This window comes from Streptomyces lucensis JCM 4490 (assembly GCF_014650035.1).
GTDB classification, from domain to species: Bacteria; Actinomycetota; Actinomycetes; order Streptomycetales; family Streptomycetaceae; genus Streptomyces; species Streptomyces lucensis.
This window is the reverse complement of record NZ_BMUE01000003.1, coordinates 98,760-115,843: the sequence shown is the minus strand read 5'-3', so window position 1 is coordinate 115,843 and position 17,084 is coordinate 98,760. Positions and strand designations below refer to the sequence as shown.

At 74.0% G+C, this 17,084-nt stretch carries 16 protein-coding genes; 13 read left to right on the top strand and 3 right to left on the bottom strand.

Annotation, left to right across the window (positions count from 1 at the left end; genetic code table 11):
- Nucleotides 1-253: 253 nt before the first annotated feature.
- The 3 genes from IE177_RS08465 to IE177_RS08455 all read left to right on the top strand — a co-directional run bounded on the left by IE177_RS08465 (nucleotide 254) and on the right by IE177_RS08455 (nucleotide 2,432).
- Nucleotides 254-1,504: an ANTAR domain-containing protein gene (locus IE177_RS08465; protein ID WP_190014354.1), complete on the top strand. Its 1,251-nt coding sequence runs from the start codon at nucleotides 254-256 to the stop codon at nucleotides 1,502-1,504.
- Between the two features lie 95 nt (nucleotides 1,505-1,599).
- Nucleotides 1,600-1,794 (top strand): hypothetical protein, encoded by a 195-nt coding sequence (locus IE177_RS08460; protein WP_190014353.1) that lies wholly within the window; start codon nucleotides 1,600-1,602, stop codon nucleotides 1,792-1,794.
- Between the two features lie 176 nt (nucleotides 1,795-1,970).
- Nucleotides 1,971-2,432 (top strand): RpiB/LacA/LacB family sugar-phosphate isomerase, encoded by a 462-nt coding sequence (locus IE177_RS08455; RefSeq protein WP_190014351.1) that lies wholly within the window; start codon nucleotides 1,971-1,973, stop codon nucleotides 2,430-2,432.
- Nucleotides 2,433-2,547: 115 nt separating this feature from the next.
- Here IE177_RS08455 and IE177_RS08450 read toward each other — a convergent pair whose 3' ends face one another.
- A complete protein-coding gene (locus IE177_RS08450; protein ID WP_229815947.1) occupies nucleotides 2,548-2,913 on the bottom strand; it encodes a DUF6479 family protein in 366 nt (121 codons plus the stop codon).
- Nucleotides 2,914-3,083: 170 nt separating this feature from the next.
- Between IE177_RS08450 and IE177_RS08445 the strand changes: the two genes are divergently transcribed.
- The 3 genes from IE177_RS08445 (at nucleotide 3,084) to IE177_RS08435 (ending at nucleotide 6,699) form a co-directional block, all read left to right on the top strand.
- Nucleotides 3,084-3,458: a four-helix bundle copper-binding protein gene (locus tag IE177_RS08445; protein ID WP_190014349.1), complete on the top strand. Its 375-nt coding sequence runs from the start codon at nucleotides 3,084-3,086 to the stop codon at nucleotides 3,456-3,458.
- 117 nt (nucleotides 3,459-3,575) lie between these two features.
- Nucleotides 3,576-5,138 carry a phytoene desaturase family protein gene (locus IE177_RS08440; protein ID WP_190014347.1) on the top strand — a complete coding sequence of 521 codons (1,563 nt, stop codon included), beginning with the start codon at nucleotides 3,576-3,578 and terminating at the stop codon, nucleotides 5,136-5,138.
- A 58-nt stretch (nucleotides 5,139-5,196) separates the two neighbouring features.
- Nucleotides 5,197-6,699 carry an acyl-CoA synthetase gene (locus IE177_RS08435; RefSeq protein WP_190014345.1) on the top strand — a complete coding sequence of 501 codons (1,503 nt, stop codon included), beginning with the start codon at nucleotides 5,197-5,199 and terminating at the stop codon, nucleotides 6,697-6,699.
- A gap of 80 nt (nucleotides 6,700-6,779) precedes the next feature.
- On the opposite strand, the gene paaK is transcribed toward IE177_RS08435, so the two are convergent.
- The gene (gene paaK / locus IE177_RS08430) at nucleotides 6,780-8,075 is read right to left on the bottom strand and encodes a phenylacetate--CoA ligase PaaK (protein WP_190014342.1); all 1,296 of its coding nucleotides are present in this window, start codon (nucleotides 8,073-8,075) and stop codon (nucleotides 6,780-6,782) included.
- A 243-nt stretch (nucleotides 8,076-8,318) separates the two neighbouring features.
- On the opposite strand from paaK, the gene IE177_RS08425 reads away from it, so the two are divergent.
- From IE177_RS08425 to IE177_RS08395, 7 genes are all read left to right on the top strand, one after another.
- Nucleotides 8,319-9,194 carry an alpha/beta fold hydrolase gene (locus IE177_RS08425; protein WP_190014340.1) on the top strand — a complete coding sequence of 292 codons (876 nt, stop codon included), beginning with the start codon at nucleotides 8,319-8,321 and terminating at the stop codon, nucleotides 9,192-9,194.
- Between the two features lie 28 nt (nucleotides 9,195-9,222).
- Complete coding sequence (locus IE177_RS08420) at nucleotides 9,223-9,927, top strand: alpha/beta fold hydrolase (protein ID WP_190014338.1); 705 nt, start codon at nucleotides 9,223-9,225, stop codon at nucleotides 9,925-9,927.
- A 141-nt stretch (nucleotides 9,928-10,068) separates the two neighbouring features.
- Nucleotides 10,069-10,311: a DUF397 domain-containing protein gene (locus IE177_RS08415; protein ID WP_190014336.1), complete on the top strand. Its 243-nt coding sequence runs from the start codon at nucleotides 10,069-10,071 to the stop codon at nucleotides 10,309-10,311.
- Nucleotides 10,312-10,426: 115 nt separating this feature from the next.
- Complete coding sequence (locus tag IE177_RS08410) at nucleotides 10,427-11,329, top strand: universal stress protein (RefSeq protein ID WP_190014334.1); 903 nt, start codon at nucleotides 10,427-10,429, stop codon at nucleotides 11,327-11,329.
- Nucleotides 11,330-11,558: 229 nt separating this feature from the next.
- A complete protein-coding gene (locus IE177_RS08405; protein ID WP_190014333.1) occupies nucleotides 11,559-12,824 on the top strand; it encodes an extracellular catalytic domain type 1 short-chain-length polyhydroxyalkanoate depolymerase in 1,266 nt (421 codons plus the stop codon).
- Between the two features lie 136 nt (nucleotides 12,825-12,960).
- Entirely contained in the window at nucleotides 12,961-14,415 is a 1,455-nt protein-coding gene (locus IE177_RS08400) for a 3-hydroxybutyrate oligomer hydrolase family protein (protein WP_190014330.1), read from the top strand.
- Between the two features lie 45 nt (nucleotides 14,416-14,460).
- Entirely contained in the window at nucleotides 14,461-14,958 is a 498-nt protein-coding gene (locus tag IE177_RS08395; protein ID WP_190014328.1) for a hypothetical protein, read from the top strand.
- Between the two features lie 15 nt (nucleotides 14,959-14,973).
- Here IE177_RS08395 and IE177_RS08390 read toward each other — a convergent pair whose 3' ends face one another.
- Nucleotides 14,974-16,941: an N-acetylmuramoyl-L-alanine amidase gene (locus tag IE177_RS08390; protein WP_190014326.1), complete on the bottom strand. Its 1,968-nt coding sequence runs from the start codon at nucleotides 16,939-16,941 to the stop codon at nucleotides 14,974-14,976.
- Between the last annotated feature and the right edge of the window lie 143 nt (nucleotides 16,942-17,084).

The following is a 17,084-nucleotide window of genomic DNA, read 5'->3' as shown; positions in this document are numbered from 1 at the left end:
ACGCCGGCCGGGGCCGGGGCGGGCGCACGGCGGCGGCCGGGCCCGGCACATCGCGCGCCCCGCCCCCGCGGGCGGCGCATGCCGGGGCCGGCCGGACTGCCGGGGGCCCGGGCGCGTGCCACGATGACGTCAGCTGCCCTGTGCGAGGCGGTCCGAGCTCACGAAGAGGCCGATCGAGCCGTCCGTGACTCATGTCCGGGTGAAACCGCGACCCCTGTCCCGGGTGAAGCCGAGAAAGTGTCTGGGTGATGCCATGAAAGCCTCCGCCGCCCGCCCCGGCGCACCGGCCCCCCTGGTCATCGAGTCCTCCGTCGTGGAGGGACTGCCGGCCGAGGGCGCCCTGCTCCTGCGCATGTCCGGCAGCCTCGACCCACAGGGGGCGGAGGCCTGGTCGGCGGAGCTGCGCGGCCATCTGGAGCAGGCCGATCGCGCCGGGTTGCGGCCCGTCCTCGACATGGGCCACGTCCAGCTCGGCGGCGCCGCCGTGCTGCGCACGCTCAGCGAGACGGCCCACCAGCGCACCGGACGCCCCGACCTGATCATCGTCCGGGCCCGTCCGGGGGTGCGCGAGGCGGTGCATCTGGCCCGCCTGGACGGCGTCCGGCTGTACGCCACCCTCGACGACGCGCTGCGCGAGCTGGCCCGCACCCCGACGCGGGCGGAGGAACTGCCCGCCTGGCGGTCGCAGATCGCCGATCCGCTGCGGCCGTCGTACGACGAGCTGTACAAGGAGGTCCGCGCGCTGCGCGCCCGGGTGCGCACCGCGCCGGTCATCGGCATGGCCCAGGGCATCCTCATGGTCCGCTACGACCTGCCCGACGCCGGCAGTGCCTTCACGGTGCTGCGTGAGACCTCGCAGCGGTTCAACGTGCCGTTGCGTGTCCTCGTCTCCGCCGTGGTGGCGGCCCGCCCCCCGGACGGCGAGGTGTGGTTCCCGGGCCGCCGCTCCCTGCCCGTGCCGCAGCTGAGGCTGCCGGCCCGCGGCTGCCGGGACCCGCGCTACCGGCGGCAGATGATCGACGCGGTGCTCCACGAGGCGCTGGCCGCCGGCCGGGCGCCCGCCGGGTACGTGCAGCTGGTGGACCCGGCCGTCAACGCGCTGACGCCGGAGACCCACCACGGCTGCGCCGAGGCCTTCCTCGACCACCTGGTGCGCGGCCGGGACGAGGGCACGGCCGACGCGGTCGCCCGGGCGACGGGGCGCGCGGTGAGCGTGCCGGACGTGGCCGCCGACGCGCTGCTGGGCGACGACTGCCGGCGCGTCCTGCTGGCCACCGGAACCCGTGCCCTGCACAGCGTCCCCGTCCTGTCCTCGGCCGGTGCCTGCACCGGCGTGATCACCGTGCACTGGCCGGACACCGGGCACCGGCCGACCGCCGCACAGGCCCGGACCCTCGGTGTGCTGGCCGCCGACGCGGCGGCATGGCTGAGCTGGTACCACCGGTCGGTGCTGCTCGACGCCCTCGAGCACCTTCACCAGACGCTGATCCGCGCCACCGTCTGAGGTTGAGGTGTCCGGCCGGTGGGGTGCGTCAGCCGTGCCGCCCTGGGAACCCGGACGGCGCACGCAGCACGCACGACCCGGAGGGAGTCCGGCGCATGTCCAATCCGCAGCAGCCCGAACAACGGCGCAGTGACAAGGGAGGCGCCACCCCGCAGGACAGCGGCGAGCTCAAGGCCCGCCAGACGGCCGACGGGGGCGCGGGCGGCCGCCCGCACGGCACGGACAAGGGCAAGAAGGGCGGCGGCGAGGGCGGCGGCGTGCCCCCGGCGCAGCAGCCCGAGCACCCCTGACGAACCCGTACCGGTCACCTACGGCCCCGCGGGCGACAGCGATGCCCGCGGGGCCCTCGCGCGCGTGGCGGCGGCACGCCCACTCCCGTGCGCGGTGCGGAGGACCACGGCGGATTCCGTACCGTCGTGCCCGGGGCAGGAGCCGTGCCCGGGGCAGGGGCGTTACGCTCCGCGGTATGCGGATCTCCGTCTCCTCAGACATGGACGAACCCGTGGCCCGCCTCGTCGTGGCGGAGCTGCGCCGCCGCGGCCACCGGGTGCGCGAGCACGGCGCGCTGCGGCCCGGCGCCGACGCGCGGTGGGCGGCCTGCTCGGAGGCGGCGGCCCGGGACGTCGCCGAGGGACTGGCCGAGCAGGCGGTGGTGTGCTGCTGGACCGGTACCGGCGCCTCCATCGCGGCCAACAAGGTGCCGGGCGTACGCGCGGCCCTGTGCACGGACGCCGCCACGGCGGACGGTGCACGCCGCTGGAACGACGCCAACGTGCTGGCGCTCAGCCTGCGGCTGGTCTCGGAGCCGGTGCTCAAGGAGATCCTCGACGCCTGGTTCGCCGCCGAGCCCAGCACCGATCCGGAGGACGTGCGGAACGTGGCCCGCGTCGGCCGCCTGGACGCCGTCCGGAAGGACTCCCAGGCCTGACGTGACCCGGGGGCGGCCGGCGGTCCGGCACGGGCCGGGACCGGTTGGTCGGGACGTGGTGGTCGGTGGGGCGACGAGTGGGCGCGGTGACAGGGGGCGTGCCGGGCGCTGCGGCTCAGTGGGCGCCGAGTCCGCCGCCGCCGAACGAGCCGCTGGACCCCCGGCTCCAGCGCGGCCGCTCCTTGGAGGCGCTGGGCCTGCTGTCCATGTTGCTCAGCTCGTACGGGGTGAGCGGACGACCGCCCTTGGGTGTCACGGGAACCTCCTGGGATTCCCGGTTCTCCCGGATCTCGCGCACCGGTCCCTCCGGCGGCAGCTTGGGCTGCTCCTCGGGCCGCGGGCGCGGGGGTTCGCGGTACTTGATGCGGGAGTTCATCCAGAAGCCACCGGCGAGCAGTGCCAGCAGAGCCACGGCTATGCCGAACAGAACGAGGCTCGCCAGGCCGCTCGTCGCGGCCAGCTGCATCGATGCGGTATCCATGGAACAGGAATACCCATCTCAAAAGGGAATGAATCGGACATCATTCGTGGCCGGAATCCGACCTGTGGCGACGGGGGCCGTGACCGCTCGGCCGGTCCTGTTCCGCAGACGGGCGCCCGGGCGGACCGGGCCGGTGGTTTGCCGCGTTCCGACCCGGCTACCCGCACGGTGTGACATCGCCCGCTTCGCAGCAGCAGCTCTACCGGTTCCTGGAGGACCGTTTCACCTGCGCCCAGGCGTGCACCGAATGCGCCCGGGCCTGCGCGGTGCGCGCGAGCCTGGTCGACCCGGACGGCACCGAGCACCAGGAGCGCGTGCGCCGGCTGGGCATCATGTGCGCCGAGGTGTGCGACGCGACCTGCCGTGCGCTGTGCGAGGAGTCCCGCCAGGACGAGGAGGGCATCCGCGTCCGGCTGGAGTGGTGCCGCTCCGTGTGCCTCGAATGCGCCCGCGCCTTCGACGAGCACCCGGACGCCGAACCGGCGGCGAAGACCTGCCGGGCCTGCGCGGACGCCTGCTCGGCGTTCCTGGAGACACTTTCCTGACCGGCCTCCCGCCTCGTTCGTCGGCACCGCCCGGCGCACCCGGCACACCGCTGATCGCGTACCACTCGGTGGACGCACGCCTCTGGTCACCTTGATCACCCCGTGTTACGAAGGACCATGCCTGCCAACGAGGGAACCCGGACGTACGACGCCGTCATCGTCGGCGGCGGCCACAACGGCCTGGTGGCCGCCGCCTACCTGGCCCGTGCCGGACGGTCCGTGCTGGTGCTGGAGCGACTCGACCACACCGGCGGCGCCGCCGTCTCGACGCGCCCCTTCGCCGGGGTGGACGCACGGCTGTCGCGCTACTCGTACCTGGTCAGCCTGCTGCCCCGGAAGATCGTGCGCGACCTCGGTCTGCGGTTCCGGGTCCGCGGGCGCACCGTCTCCTCGTACACCCCCACCGAGCGCGGCGGGCGGCCCACCGGACTGCTCGTCGGCGGCGGGGAGCGGCGCACCCGGGAGGCCTTCGCCCGGCTGACCGGAGGCGAGCGCGAGTACGGGGCGTGGCAGCGCTTCTACGGCATGACCGGGCGCGTGGCCGAGCGGGTGTTCCCGACGCTCACCGAACCGCTGCCCGAGCGGGAGGAACTGCGCCGCCGCATCGACGACGAGACCTCCTGGCGGGCGCTTTTCGAGGAGCCCGTCGGGGTCGCCGTGGAGAAGACCTTCACCGACGACCTGGTGCGGGGCGTGGTCCTCACCGATGCGCTCATCGGCACCTTCGCCGACGCCCACGACGCCTCCCTCGCCCAGAACCGCTGCTTCCTCTACCACGTCATCGGAGGCGGAACCGGCTCCTGGGACGTGCCGGTCGGCGGCATGGGCGCCCTGACCGACGCGCTGGCCGCAGCGGCCCGAGCGGCGGGAGCGGTGATCGCGACGGGACACGAGGCGGTGCGCATCGACACCGACGGGCACGGCGCCGAGGTCACGTACCGCACGGTGGACGGCGAGGGCGTCGCCGCCGCCCGGCACGTCCTGGTCAACGCCTCGCCCCAGGAGCTGGCCGCCCTCACGGGAGACCCGTCGCCCGAGCCGGCCGAGGGCGCCCAGCTCAAGGTCAACATGCTGCTCAAGCGGCTCCCCAGGCTCCGCGACGCCTCCGTCGACCCCCGCGAGGCCTTCGCCGGCACCTTCCACATCGCCGAGGGCTACCGGCAACTGGCCACCGCCCACGCCGAGGCCGCCGCCGGCCGGCTCCCCGCGGCGCCGCCGTCGGAGATCTACTGCCACTCCCTGACCGACCCCACCATCCTCGGCGCCGGCCTCGCCGGGCGCGGCTACCAGACCCTCACCCTGTTCGGCCTGCACACCCCCGCCCGGCTCTTCGCCGGGGACAACGACGGCGTCCGCGAGGAGCTGCTGAGGTCCACCCTCGCCCAGCTCGACGCCCACCTCGCCGAGCCCCTCGCCGACTGCCTCGCCACCGACGCCGACGGCCGCCCCTGCATCGAGGCGAAGACCCCGCTCGACCTCGAACGTGACCTGCGCCTGCCCGGCGGCAACATCTTCCACCGCGCGCTGTCCTGGCCGTACGCCCAGGAGGGCACCGGGCGCTGGGGCGTGGAGACCCGGCACGCCGGCGTCCTGCTGTGCGGCGCGGGCGCGGTGCGCGGGGGAGGGGTGAGCGGGGTGCCGGGGCACAACGCGGCGATGGCGGTGCTGGAGCAGGTGTGACCGGCCGCGGCCGCGCGGTCCTTGACCGGCGCGTCCGGCGGCCCGAGGATCGGCTGTCATGACCCAGGGACACGGCAGCACGGTCGACGGGGTGCTGCGGCGCAGCGCCAGGCGCACTCCGGCGCGCACCGCGGTGGAGTACGGCGAGCGCACGTGGACGTACGGGGAACTCGACGACGCCGTCTCCCGCGCGGCCGCGCTGCTGCTCGCCGAAGGCCTGGAACCGGGCGACCGGGTCGCCGCCTACGGCCACAACTCCGACGCCTACCTGATCGCCTTCCTCGCCTGCGCCCGCGCCGGCCTGGTCCACGTGCCGGTCAACCAGAACCTCACCGGCGACGACCTGGCGTATCTCGTGGGCCAGTCGGGCAGCACCCTGGTGCTCACCGACCCGGACCTCGCCGGGCGGCTCCCCGGCGGGGCACGGATACTGCCCCTGCGGGACGCCGGCGACTCGCTCCTGGCCCGGCTGGCGGACACCCCGGTGTACGAGGGCCCCGAACCGCGTACCGAGGACCTGGTCCAGCTGCTGTACACCTCCGGCACCACCGCCCTGCCCAAGGGCGCGATGATGACCCACCGGGCGCTGGTGCACGAGTACCTGAGCGCGATCACCGCCCTGGACCTGAGCGCCGGCGACCGGCCCGCGCACGCGCTGCCGCTGTACCACTCGGCGCAGATGCACGTGTTCCTGCTGCCCTACCTCACGGTCGGCGCGACCAGCGTCATCCTGGACGCGCCGGACGGGGACCGGCTGTTCGACCTCATCGAAGCGGGCCGCGTGGACAGCCTGTTCGCGCCCCCCACGGTGTGGATCGGCCTGGCGAACCGGCCCGACTTCGCCACCCGCGACCTCGGCGGCCTGCGCAAGGCCTACTACGGCGCGTCGATCATGCCCGTGCCGGTGCTGCGGCGGCTGCGCGACCGGCTTCCGGGGCTCGCCCTCTACAACTGCTTCGGGCAGAGCGAGATCGGCCCCCTGGCGACGGTGCTCGCCCCCGACGAGCACGAGGGCCGGCTCGACTCCTGCGGACGGACCGTCCTGTTCGTGGACGCGCGCGTGGTCGACGAGGACGGCGAGGACGTGCCCGACGGCACGCCCGGCGAGATCGTCTACCGGTCACCGCAGTTGTGCGAGGGCTACTGGGAGAAGCCCGAGGAGACCGCCGCGGCCTTCCGGGACGGCTGGTTCCACTCCGGCGATCTCGCGGTGCGCGACGCGGACGGCTACCTCACCATCGTCGACCGGGTGAAGGACGCCATCAACTCCGGTGGCGTGCTGGTCGCCTCGCGTCAGGTCGAGGACGCCCTGTACACCCACGAGGCCGTCGCGGAGGCCGCCGTGATCGGCCTGCCGGACGAGCGCTGGGTCGAGGCCGTCACCGCGGTCGTCGTCTCCCGCGGCGAGGTCACCGAGGACGAACTGATCGCCCACGCGCGCGAGAAGCTCTCCCCCTTCAAGGCGCCCAAGCGGGTCCTCTTCGTCGACGAACTGCCGCGCAACGCCAGCGGCAAGATCCTCAAGCGCGAGCTGCGCGACCGGTTCACGAGCCGGCCCTGATCGCACGGACCACGAGCGCTGCCGGCGACGCTCGTGGTCCGTACGACCCCCATCACCAGACGCGACTTCGCGGACACGGCCTAGCGTGGGCGCAGGTCCACGATGCGGCGGATCTTGCCGACCGAGCGCTCCAGCGACTCCGGCTCCACGATCTCCACGGCGACGGAGACGCCGATGCCGTCCTTCACGCCCGCGACGATGGCCCGGGCCGCCTCCTCGCGCACCTCCGGTGTCGCACCGGGGCGGGCCTCGGCCCGGACGGTGAGCGCGTCCAGGCGGCCCTCGCGGGTCAGACACAGCTGGAAGTGCGGCGCCACCCCGGGCGTACGCAGCACGATCTCCTCGATCTGGGTCGGGAACAGGTTCACCCCGCGCAGGATCACCATGTCGTCGCTGCGCCCGGTGACCTTCTCCATCCGCCGGAACACCCGGGCCGTCCCGGGCAGCAGCCGGGTCAGGTCCCGGGTCCGGTACCGGACGATCGGCATGGCCTCCTTGGTCAGCGAGGTGAACACCAGCTCGCCCTGCTCGCCCTCCGGCAGCACCTCACCCGTGATCGGGTCGACCACCTCCGGATAGAAGTGGTCCTCCCACACGGTCAGGCCGTCCTTGGTCTCCACGCACTCCTGGGCCACGCCCGGGCCTATCACCTCGGACAGGCCGTAGATGTCGACGGCGTCGATCGCGAACCGCTCCTCGATCTCGCGCCGCATCCGCTCGGTCCAGGGCTCGGCGCCGAAGACGCCCACGCGCAGCGAGGTGCCGCGCGGGTCCACGCCCTGCCGTTCGAACTCGTCCAGCAGCGTCAGCATGTAGGAAGGGGTCACCATGATGACGGCCGGCCGCAGATCCTGGATCAGCTGCACCTGCCGCGCCGTCATGCCACCTGACGCCGGGACGACCGTACAGCCCAGGCGCTCGGCACCGTAGTGGGCGCCCAGACCACCGGTGAAGAGCCCGTAGCCGTACGCGACGTGCACGACGTCACCCGGCCGCCCGCCGGCCGCACGGATCGACCGGGCCACCATGTCGGCCCACAGGGAGAGATCGCCGTCCGTGTATCCCACCACCGTGGGGCGTCCCGTGGTGCCGCTGGAGGCGTGCAGGCGGCGGATCCGTTCACGGGGGACGGCGAACATGCCGTACGGGTAGTTCTCCCGCAGGTCGGCCTTGGTCGTGAACGGGAAGTGGGCCAGATCCGCGAGGGAACGGCAGTCCTCCGGGCGGACACCGGCCCCGTCGAACGCGCTCCGGTAGAACGGCACGTTGTCGTAGGCGTGCCGCAGCGAGGCGCGCAGCCGCTTCAACTGCAGAGCGCGCAGCTCCTCGGGCCCGAGCCGTTCGCCCGCGTCGAGCGGGTCCGTCGCATCCGCCATCGAGACGTCTCCCTCGTCACCCTCACATTCCGGGCGACCGATCATTCGGTCGAGCTGTCCGGGCCAGTAATTCAGGCCACGCGCTTCCGGGCAAGAGGGTGACGGAGATTTTTCCGCGGGGCACCCGCCGACATCCCCCTCAGGAGCGGCCGGCCGCAGCGCGACGGCGGGTGACCTGCGCATGACCGCGCAATGCCGGAAAGGCGTTGCGCGAGGGCGGCGCGCACCTGGATGATCACCCGCATGCCGACCTTCACCGCGAGCGACGGGACCCGGCTCGCCTACCACCTGCGGGGAGCGGGCGAACCACTCGCCGTCCTGCCCGGCGGCCCCATGCGCGCCTCCGCCTACCTCGGCGACCTCGGCGGACTGACCGCGCACCGCCGGCTCGCCCTGCTCGACCTGCGGGGCACCGGCGACTCCGCGGCGGCACCGGACCCGGCGGCCTACCGCTGCGACCGGATGGTCGAGGACGTGGAGGTGTGGCGTGCCCACATGGGTCTGACGCATATGGATCTCCTCGCGCACTCGGCGGGCGCCGCCCTGGCGATGCTCTACGCTGCCCGCCACCCGCACCGGATCCGCCGGCTGGCGCTGATCACCCCCAACCCGTCCGCCCTGGGGCTGCGCACGACCCCCGACGACCGGCTGGCGGCAGCGGAACTGCGCGCGCACGAGCCGTGGTTCGCCGACGCGTTCCCCGCCTTCCGGGCCTGGCTCGCAGGCGACGCCGACTTCGACGACGTGTTCCTGCCGTTCTTCCACGGCCGCTGGGACGACACCGCCCGGGCGCACACGGAGGCCGAGCCGGAGCAGACCAACGACGAAGCGGCCGAGCGCTACTTCGCCGACGGCGCCTTCAGCCCCGCCGCGACCCGCGCGGCCCTCGCCGGCCTGACCGCCCCCGTCCTCGTGTACGCGGGCGAGCTCGACGGCGGCCCCCGTCCCGGCCTGGCCCGCAGCGCCGCCCAGGCCTTCCCGCACGCCGAGGTCACCGTCCAGCCCGGAGCCGGCCACTATCCCTGGCTCGACGACCCGGAGCGGTTCCGCGGCGACGTCCTCGCCTTCCTCGGCCGCCCCGTACCCCCGGCCGCGCCGTCGGCGGACCAGCCCGTCTGACACCGGCCTGCCCGCTACCGTGCCTGGCATGGACACTCCCGTACTGTGCCCCGTCGAGACGAACGGCATCACCCTGCTCTGCCGCGTCTGGGGCCCGGCCGAGGCCCCGCCCGTCCTGCTGCTGCACTGCCGGGGAGCCGACGGCGCCGACTGGACCCGGATCGCCGAACGGCTCGCGGCGCCACCTGTCCCGCGCCGCGTGTACGCCCCGGACCTGCGCGGCCACGGACGCAGCGACTGGCCGGGCGACTACACGGCCGAGACGATGTGCGAGGACGTCCGTGCCCTGCTGACCACCCTCGGACCCGGCAGGGCCGACGTCGTCGGCCATTCGCTGGGCGGTCTCGTCGCGTACCTCCTCGCGCAGCGCCATCCCGGTGCCGTACGGCGCCTGGTGCTGGAGGACGTGTGCGCACCGGTGCCGCTCGACCCGCCCCGGCCGCCCGCCGAGCGGCCGGACGGCGAGCTGCCGTTCGACTGGGCGGTGGTCCGTGCCACCGATGAGCAGCGCAACGCGCCCGATCCTGTGTGGTGGGACCACATGGACCGCATCACCATGCCGACGCTGGTCATCGGCGGTGGCCCCACCAGCCCCATCCCGCAGGACCAGGTCGCGCGGCTGGCGCGGCTGATCCCGGACGCCCGGCTGGTGACCGTCGACGCGGGGCACCTGGTGCACGAGAAACGCCCGGAGGAGTTCCTCACCGTGGTGCGGGAGTTCCTCGACGCGTGAGCGGACCCGCCACCGGCGTGCGCGAGGGCGGCCGGCGGCACCGGGGCCCGATTCCCGGAAGGTCCTGACCATGTGGCCTGTCGGGCGTCGTGAGCGGTCGCTAGGCTGACCCGCGGACGACGAACCGGGAGGAGCACGGACGTGGCCGAGAGCACCATCCAGCAGCAGCCGCTCGCGGGTTGGGACAAGCCGGAGCTGGATCTCAGCAGGGCCGAGTGGCAGTCCAGCAGCCGCGGTCTGGGCGATGTCCAGATCGCCTTCGTCGAGGGCTTCATCGCGATGCGCAACAGCGGCCGGCCGGAGAGCCCCTCCTTGATCTTCACACCCGCGGAATGGGGCGCCTTCGTCTGCGGCGCGAGGGAGGGCGAGTTCGACCTGACCTGAGCGAGGGGTGTTCCGGCCGGAATCGCGGACACGCGATCGGCAGGGCCCTGCCGGGGCCGAGCCTGAGCGAGGCTGGCCCCAGCAAGGGCAAGGTCGCGTTCCGGAGGTGGGAGAGATGAGCACTGCGCCGGTCATCGCCGCGGTCGACGGTTCCGAGGACAGCACGCGGGCTCTGGAGTGGGCCCTCGACACCGCCCGCCGCCGCGCGGCACCCCTCAGGGTGGTGCACGTACGGCAGTACGCCGCCTGGGGCCAGGCCGACGTGCTGGTCGCCGCGCCACCCGAGGCCGAGGGCGATCCCGTGCTCGACGAGGTGCGCGCCCGGCTCGCCGACCGCACCGGGACACCGGCCGTGGAGTACGTCGCCGTCGAAGGCGTGCCGGGTGCCGTGCTGCCCGAACTCGGCTCCCAGGCCGCCCTGTTGGTCCTCGGCTCCCGGGGGCGCGGCGGATTCGCCAGCCTGCTGCTCGGCTCCAACAGCCTCGCCGCGGCACGGGACGCCGAGTGCCCGGTGGTCGTCGTACCGCCACCCGGCCGCCAGGTGCACGAGGGCGGACCCGCCGGACCGGGACCCCGGGTGGTCGTCGGCCTGCACGCCGACAGCCCCGACGAGGCCGTCCTGGACTTCGCGTTCGCGGAGGCCGCCCTGCGCGACGCCCGGCTGCAGGTGGTCGCCGCCTACCCGTGGCCGGTGCAGACCTGGTCCGCCCCCGGACAGATGGTGCCGCCGCCGGTCGACCAGGACGCCGTCGAGAACGAGACCCGCGCCCTCGCCGAGGGCTTCCTCGCCCCGCACCGCAAGCGGCACCCCGGGGTCCGCGCCGACGCCGAGGCGCTGCCCGGCGACGCCGCGGGCCACCTCGTCGCCGCCTCCGCGGACGCCGAACTGGTCGTCGTCGGACGGCACCGCCGCCGGCTGCTCGCCCCCGCCCGCATGATGGGCTCGGTCACCCAGGCGGTGCTGCTGCACGCGGCGAGCCCCGTCGCGGTGGTGCCGCCGGCCCCGCCGCAGGAGTGACGCGGCGCGGCACGGCCGGGACATCCCCCACACGGCACGGCCGAGTCCGGTAGCAGAGCACGCCGGTCGCCGCAATCGGTCCGCCGCCGCCTCACCAGGAGACGGCTGTGGAGCCCGGGGCCATGGTGCCGCCCAGCGCGGGAACCTACGGTTCCGCCACGCCCGGTGCCCCAGGCGCCGCCCGTGCGCCGGGGCGGCCGGGACCCGCGCGTCCACCGAAGGAGCCGCCATGCCGCAGAACCCGCCGCCGCAGCCACCCGGACCACCCCGCACACCCGGCGTCCGCCCACGGCCGACCCGCCTCCTCGCGAGCCGGCTCCTGGCCGTCCTCGCCGTCGTCCTGGGCGCCGTGCTCACCGGACCCGCGCCCGCCGCCCGGGCCTCCGTCGCGCTCACCAGGGTCGGTGACTTCGGGTCCGACCCGGGCGCCCTGGACATGTACGTGTACCGGCCCGCGTCGCTGCCGGCCCACCCGCCGGTCGTCGTGGCACTGCACGGATGCACCCAGAGCGCCCAGGTCTACGCCGACAACTCCGGGCTGCCCCAACTCGCCGAGCAGGACGGGTTCCTGCTGGTGCTCGCGCAGACCACCAGCGCCAACAACCCGAGCAAGTGCTTCAACTGGTTCCAGGACACCGACAACCGCCGCGACCGGGGCGAGGCCCTGTCCATCCGGCAGATGGCGGACCACGCCGTCACCGCCTACGGCGCCGACCCCCGGCGCGTGTACGTCACCGGTCTGTCCGCGGGCGGCGCCATGACCTCGGTCATGCTCGCCACCTACCCCGACGTCTTCTCCGCCGGCGCGGTCGTCGCCGGACTGCCTTACGACTGCACCAGCGACAACAGCCCCTACACCTGCATGAACCCCGGCGTCGACCTGACGCCCGACCAGTGGGCCCAGCGGGTGCGCGACGCCTACCCGTCCTACCGGGGACCGTGGCCGCGCACGGCCGTCTGGTACGGCGACCAGGACACCACCGTCGTACCGCGCGACGCCACCGAGCTGCGCGACCAGTGGACGGCCCTGCACGGCCTGTCGCAGACCCCCACGCGCACGACGGCCATCGGACCGGACGCCACCCGGCAGGAGCAGTACCTGGCCGCCGACGGCACGGTCGCCGTCGAGGTCGACCGCGTGCCCGGTATCGGCCACGGCACCCCGGTCGATCCGGGCACCGGCGGCGAGAGCTGCGGCAGCACCGGCGCCCCGTACTTCCCCGACTCGATCTGCTCCAGCCGCTGGATCGCCCGCTTCTTCGGCCTGGACACCTCCGTACCGGGTGGCTCCGACCCGGGGGACGGCGGCGGCGCGGCCTGCTGGAGCGGGAGCAACTACGCCCACGTGCGGGCCGGACGGGCCACCACCAGCGGCGGCTACACCTACGCGGCCGGCTCCCACCAGAACATGGGCCTGTACAACACGTTCGTCACCCACACCCTGAAGGAGTCACCCGCCGGCTACTACACCGTCGCCGACGGCGGCTGTCCCTGACGGAACACCAGAGACGGGCCGTCATGGTGGCCGGCGACGCCCTACGGGCCGCCGTCATGGCGGCCCGCCACATGTTCCGGCACCGCCATCGCCCCTAGCCTCCAGCGCGTCCCCAACTCCGCCGGAGGAAGACCGCATGTTCCCACACCACACGGCATCGTTCGGACGGCCGGTACGGCGCGCCGCGCTGGGTGCGCTGTCGCTCGCCGCCGCCTGCTCCCTGCTGATCACCCCGGCCACGGCGGCGCCCCCCGGCACCCGGACACCGGACGGCCACTGCGCCGGCCGCGCCGGGATCCGGGTGCCGGGCGCCGCCCGCCAGCAGGCCGACTGCCTGGACGAACTGACCACCGCCGGGACCGTGGCCAGCGGCCACACCGACCCGGCCGACTACGCTGGTCTCACCCCCAAGGACCTGCCCACGCCCAGCGGCGTCCCCGGGATCCAGCTCGACGGCTACTTCCCCGACACCTCCACCACCAACACCGACCACGGCTGGAACCACGACTCCCAGTTCGTGATCCGCCTGCCCGACCACTGGAACGGCGGCCTGGTGGTCGCCGGGACCCCGGGCAACCGCGAGCAGTACGCGGGCGACCGGGCGATCGCCGACTGGGTGCTCGCCCGCGGCTACGCCTACGCCGCGACCGACAAGGGCAACACCGGCACGTCCTTCTACCGGGACGGCCGCCGGCCCGGCGACGCCATCGCCGAATGGAACACCCGCCTCACCCAGCTCACCCGCGCGGCCCGCGCCGTGGTCACCCAGCGCTACCACCGGCCCCCGGACCGCACGATCGCCACCGGCCTGTCCAACGGCGGCTACCTCGTGCGCTGGCAGCTGGAGAACCACCCCGAGCTGTACGACGGGGGAGTCGACTGGGAAGGCACGCTCTGGCGCCCGGACGGCCCCAACCTGTTCACATCGCTGCCCGCCGCACTGCGCCACTACCCCGCCTACGCCGCCGGCGGCGCCGGAGCCGCCGACGCCGAGGCGGCCCTGCACCGGGCGGGCTTCCCGGCCGGCTCGGAATTCCTGTGGCCGTACCACTACCAGGTCTACTGGGACCTCACCCAGCGCATCTACCGCGAGGAACTCGACCCCGGCTACGACGGCGCCGCCGAGGCGGGCACCCCGTACTGCGCCACCGGCACCCACGCCTGCGACGCCGACTACGACTACGCGGCCCGCCCCGCCGCCGTGCACCGCGCCGTCGGCCGCATCGCCCTCACCGGCCGCATCGGCAAACCCCTGATCACCCTGCAGGGCACCCTCGACGTGCTGCTGCCGATCAGCGAGGACTCCGACGTGTACGCCCGCATGGTCCACGCGAGCGGACGAGGCGGTCTGCTGCGCTACTACCGCATCGAGGACGGCACGCACACCGACTCGCTGGTCGACGCCTTCCCCGGCCGGCTCCGCCCGATGGTCCCCTGCCACCGCACGGCGTTCACGGCACTGGAACGGTGGATCGGCGGCCGGGGCCTCCCGCCCGCCGGCCACACCGTCACCCGACCGGCCGACGCGGACCCGGCCACCCTGCTCACCAGCTGCCCCCTCGGCCAGCCGGCACCGGGCCCCGCTGCCTGACGCCTGCGGGTCACCCACCGGGGCCCGGACACGTACCATGGCCGCATGTCGTTCCTCCGCCGCCGCAGCGCCACTCCCGCCGGACCCGACTTCGACGTGCTGGCCATGGACCCGGGCGACTGGCCGGGCAACCTCGGCGCGGGCCTGCTGCCCGCCCCCGACGGCACCTGCCAGGGTGTCTTCCTCCGCTACGACCTCTTCGGCGGCCGCGGCCCCGCCATGATCATCGGCAATCTGCCGGAGGGGTCCCCGGCCCGCGACGTCGCCGAGGGAGAGATCCCCTTCGAGGTCGGCCAGCTGCTGCTGGCGCTGGAGAACGACGAGGAGATCACCGTCCTCGAAACCGAGGACACGCCCGTCCTCCAGGGCGACAACCTGCTGATCGTACGGCGGCTGAAGCTCTCCGAGGGCCGGATCTCCTGTGTGCAGTTCGACCGCAGCGACGGCGTCCTCGTGACCATCGCCGCCTGGGACCGCCCCATCACCGACGACCTGTACGCCCTGCTGAAGCCGCTCCCGGCGGAGCTTTTCCAGCAGGGCTGACCTCGGCCCGGCCCGCTAGCGGCCCGCACCCCGCAGCGTCACGTCCGCGGCCCGGACGAAGGCGATCCGGTGCCCGTACTGGATCTCGTAGTACAGGTCCTTGCCGACCACGACCCGGTGCGAGTCGGTGGTGAAGGTGACCGCGTAGTAGTACTCGCCCGGCATCTCGTCACCGGCCACGTACCTCTGCCCGGCCGGGATCGTGTACGGCAGCGGCACCACCGACTGCGCGGGCACCCCCGCCGGGTAGGCCTCCTTCTCCGGGTAGGCGCGGCCGTACACCGGGATGCTCGCCAGACCGTCCTTCGGGGTCACCACCAGCCCGCGCGCGGGTACCGCCGTCGGCTCCTCGCGCGGGTTCTCGAACCAGGCCTTCTGCCCCAGGTACCAGACGGCCGTCCAGTCGCCCCAGCGGTCGGCGACCGCGTACTGCTGGCCGGTGGAGACCCGTGAGGACAGGTCGTTCACTCCGTTGGTCGGATCCGTCCGCAGCCCGATGTCCTTGATCAGCGGCGCGTTCACGTCGTGGTCCGAGTACAGCCGCACCTCACTGGAACCGTGTGCCGCGCAGGGCTCGCCCTTGGCGGTGCAGCCCGTGTACACGGGCCGGTTCGCGGCGTAGTCCGGCAGGATCGTCACCATCGCGGACTTCTTGCCGGCCGTCTGCCGCAAAGGGTGGCCCAGCAGCCGGAAGTAGTGCCGCCAGTCCCAGTACGGGCCGGGGTCGGTGTGCATGTTGGGGATGGTCGACGTGGTCGGCCCGGGCACGTTGTCGTGGCCCAGGATGTGCTGCCGGTCCAGCGGAACGCCGTACCTGGCGGCCAGGTACCGCACCAGCCGCGCCGAGGAGCGGTACATCGCCTCCGTGTACCAGGCGTCCGGGCTGGCGAGGAAACCCTCGTGCTCGATCCCGACGGACCGGGAGTTGACGTCCCAGTTGCCCGCGTGCCAGGCCACGTCCTTCGCCTTGACGTGCTGGGCGATCAGGCCGTCGGTGGAGCGGATGGTGTAGTTCCAGGAGACATAGGTCGGGTCCTGGACCAGGTTCAGCACCCCGTCCCAGGCGCCCTCCGTGTCATGGATGACGATGTACCTGATGCGCTGCGAGGCCGGGCGGTCGCCGAGGTCGTGATTGCCGTAGTCGTCGTCGCCGAACTGCGCGTACGGCGCCGGGATCCACTCGCAGGACACCGACCTCGGGCATTCGGTGTCGCCGGCCGGAAGCGTGCGCAGACCGGCCCGCCGCAGCTGGGCGGTGTCGGCGGTGAGGCCCGGCTGGGCGGCCAGGGTGACCAGCTGGCCGTCGTCGGTGGTGCGTTCCTCGCCCGTGCGCAGGACGTCGTAGACCTCGTCGGCGTAGGCCGCGGCGGTCGCCGTGTCGTCGGCCCCCGAGAAGCGGGCGACGGCGCCGTACCAGTCCGCCGGGTCGGCGCTCAGCGGCTCGCCGAGTTCCTTCTGCGCGGCGGCGAGCAGGGCCGCGCCGCCGGCCACGTTCGCCGCCGGGTCGGTGCGCAGCCGCCCGGCCGGGATGCCGGTGAGCTCCGCCGCCTTCGGCAGCGTCCTCAGACGGGCCGGGACCGCCTGGTCGGCCGGCGCTGCCACGACGGGGCGCGTGGCCGCGCGGGCGGCGTCGCCCCGGGCGTCCTCCGTGCCGCCGGCGAAGTGTTCCGTGGCCGCCATCGCGGTCCGGGCGTCGGTGAGGTGCATCGGGCCGTAGCCACCGGTCACGCTGGGCGCGCCGCCGTGCTGGTCCCAGCGCGACTGCAGGTAGGAGACGGCCAGCAGGACGCTCTGCGGCACATGGTGGTCGGCCGCGGCGGTGGTGAACGCCTGCTGCAGCCGGGTGGTGGAGGAGCCCGCGGCGTGGGAGGGGGCCGCGCCGAGCAGCGGAAGCAGCAGGGCCGCGCAGGCGAGTGGGCCGGCGGTCCGGCGGCGATGTCTGTGGCCGGGTGTGGACGTGGGGTCGGTGGCGGATCCTCGCAATGCGGCCTCCTGTGACGGGCGGGCGTGGCGGGGTGTGCGGCGCCGAGCTGGGTCAGTGGTACCGGCTTGCCGACGATCCGTCAATGATGCCTTCAGGAGCGGGAATTCCCACGTCACACAAGGGTCCGGCGAGTTTCGCGACG

Coding starts and splice junctions, on each gene's coding strand:
- IE177_RS08465 (WP_190014354.1), top strand. CDS start 254: ATGAAAGCCTCCGCCGCCCGCCCCGGCGCACCGGCCCCCCTGGTCATC.
- IE177_RS08405 (WP_190014333.1), top strand. CDS start 11,559: ATGCCGCAGAACCCGCCGCCGCAGCCACCCGGACCACCCCGCACACCC.
- IE177_RS08455 (WP_190014351.1), top strand. CDS start 1,971: ATGCGGATCTCCGTCTCCTCAGACATGGACGAACCCGTGGCCCGCCTC.
- IE177_RS08395 (WP_190014328.1), top strand. CDS start 14,461: ATGTCGTTCCTCCGCCGCCGCAGCGCCACTCCCGCCGGACCCGACTTC.
- paaK (WP_190014342.1), bottom strand. CDS start 8,075: ATGGCGGATGCGACGGACCCGCTCGACGCGGGCGAACGGCTCGGGCCC.
- IE177_RS08450 (WP_229815947.1), bottom strand. CDS start 2,913: ATGGATACCGCATCGATGCAGCTGGCCGCGACGAGCGGCCTGGCGAGC.
- IE177_RS08400 (WP_190014330.1), top strand. CDS start 12,961: ATGTTCCCACACCACACGGCATCGTTCGGACGGCCGGTACGGCGCGCC.
- IE177_RS08425 (WP_190014340.1), top strand. CDS start 8,319: ATGCCGACCTTCACCGCGAGCGACGGGACCCGGCTCGCCTACCACCTG.
- IE177_RS08420 (WP_190014338.1), top strand. CDS start 9,223: ATGGACACTCCCGTACTGTGCCCCGTCGAGACGAACGGCATCACCCTG.
- IE177_RS08435 (WP_190014345.1), top strand. CDS start 5,197: ATGACCCAGGGACACGGCAGCACGGTCGACGGGGTGCTGCGGCGCAGC.
- IE177_RS08460 (WP_190014353.1), top strand. CDS start 1,600: ATGTCCAATCCGCAGCAGCCCGAACAACGGCGCAGTGACAAGGGAGGC.
- IE177_RS08410 (WP_190014334.1), top strand. CDS start 10,427: ATGAGCACTGCGCCGGTCATCGCCGCGGTCGACGGTTCCGAGGACAGC.
- IE177_RS08440 (WP_190014347.1), top strand. CDS start 3,576: ATGCCTGCCAACGAGGGAACCCGGACGTACGACGCCGTCATCGTCGGC.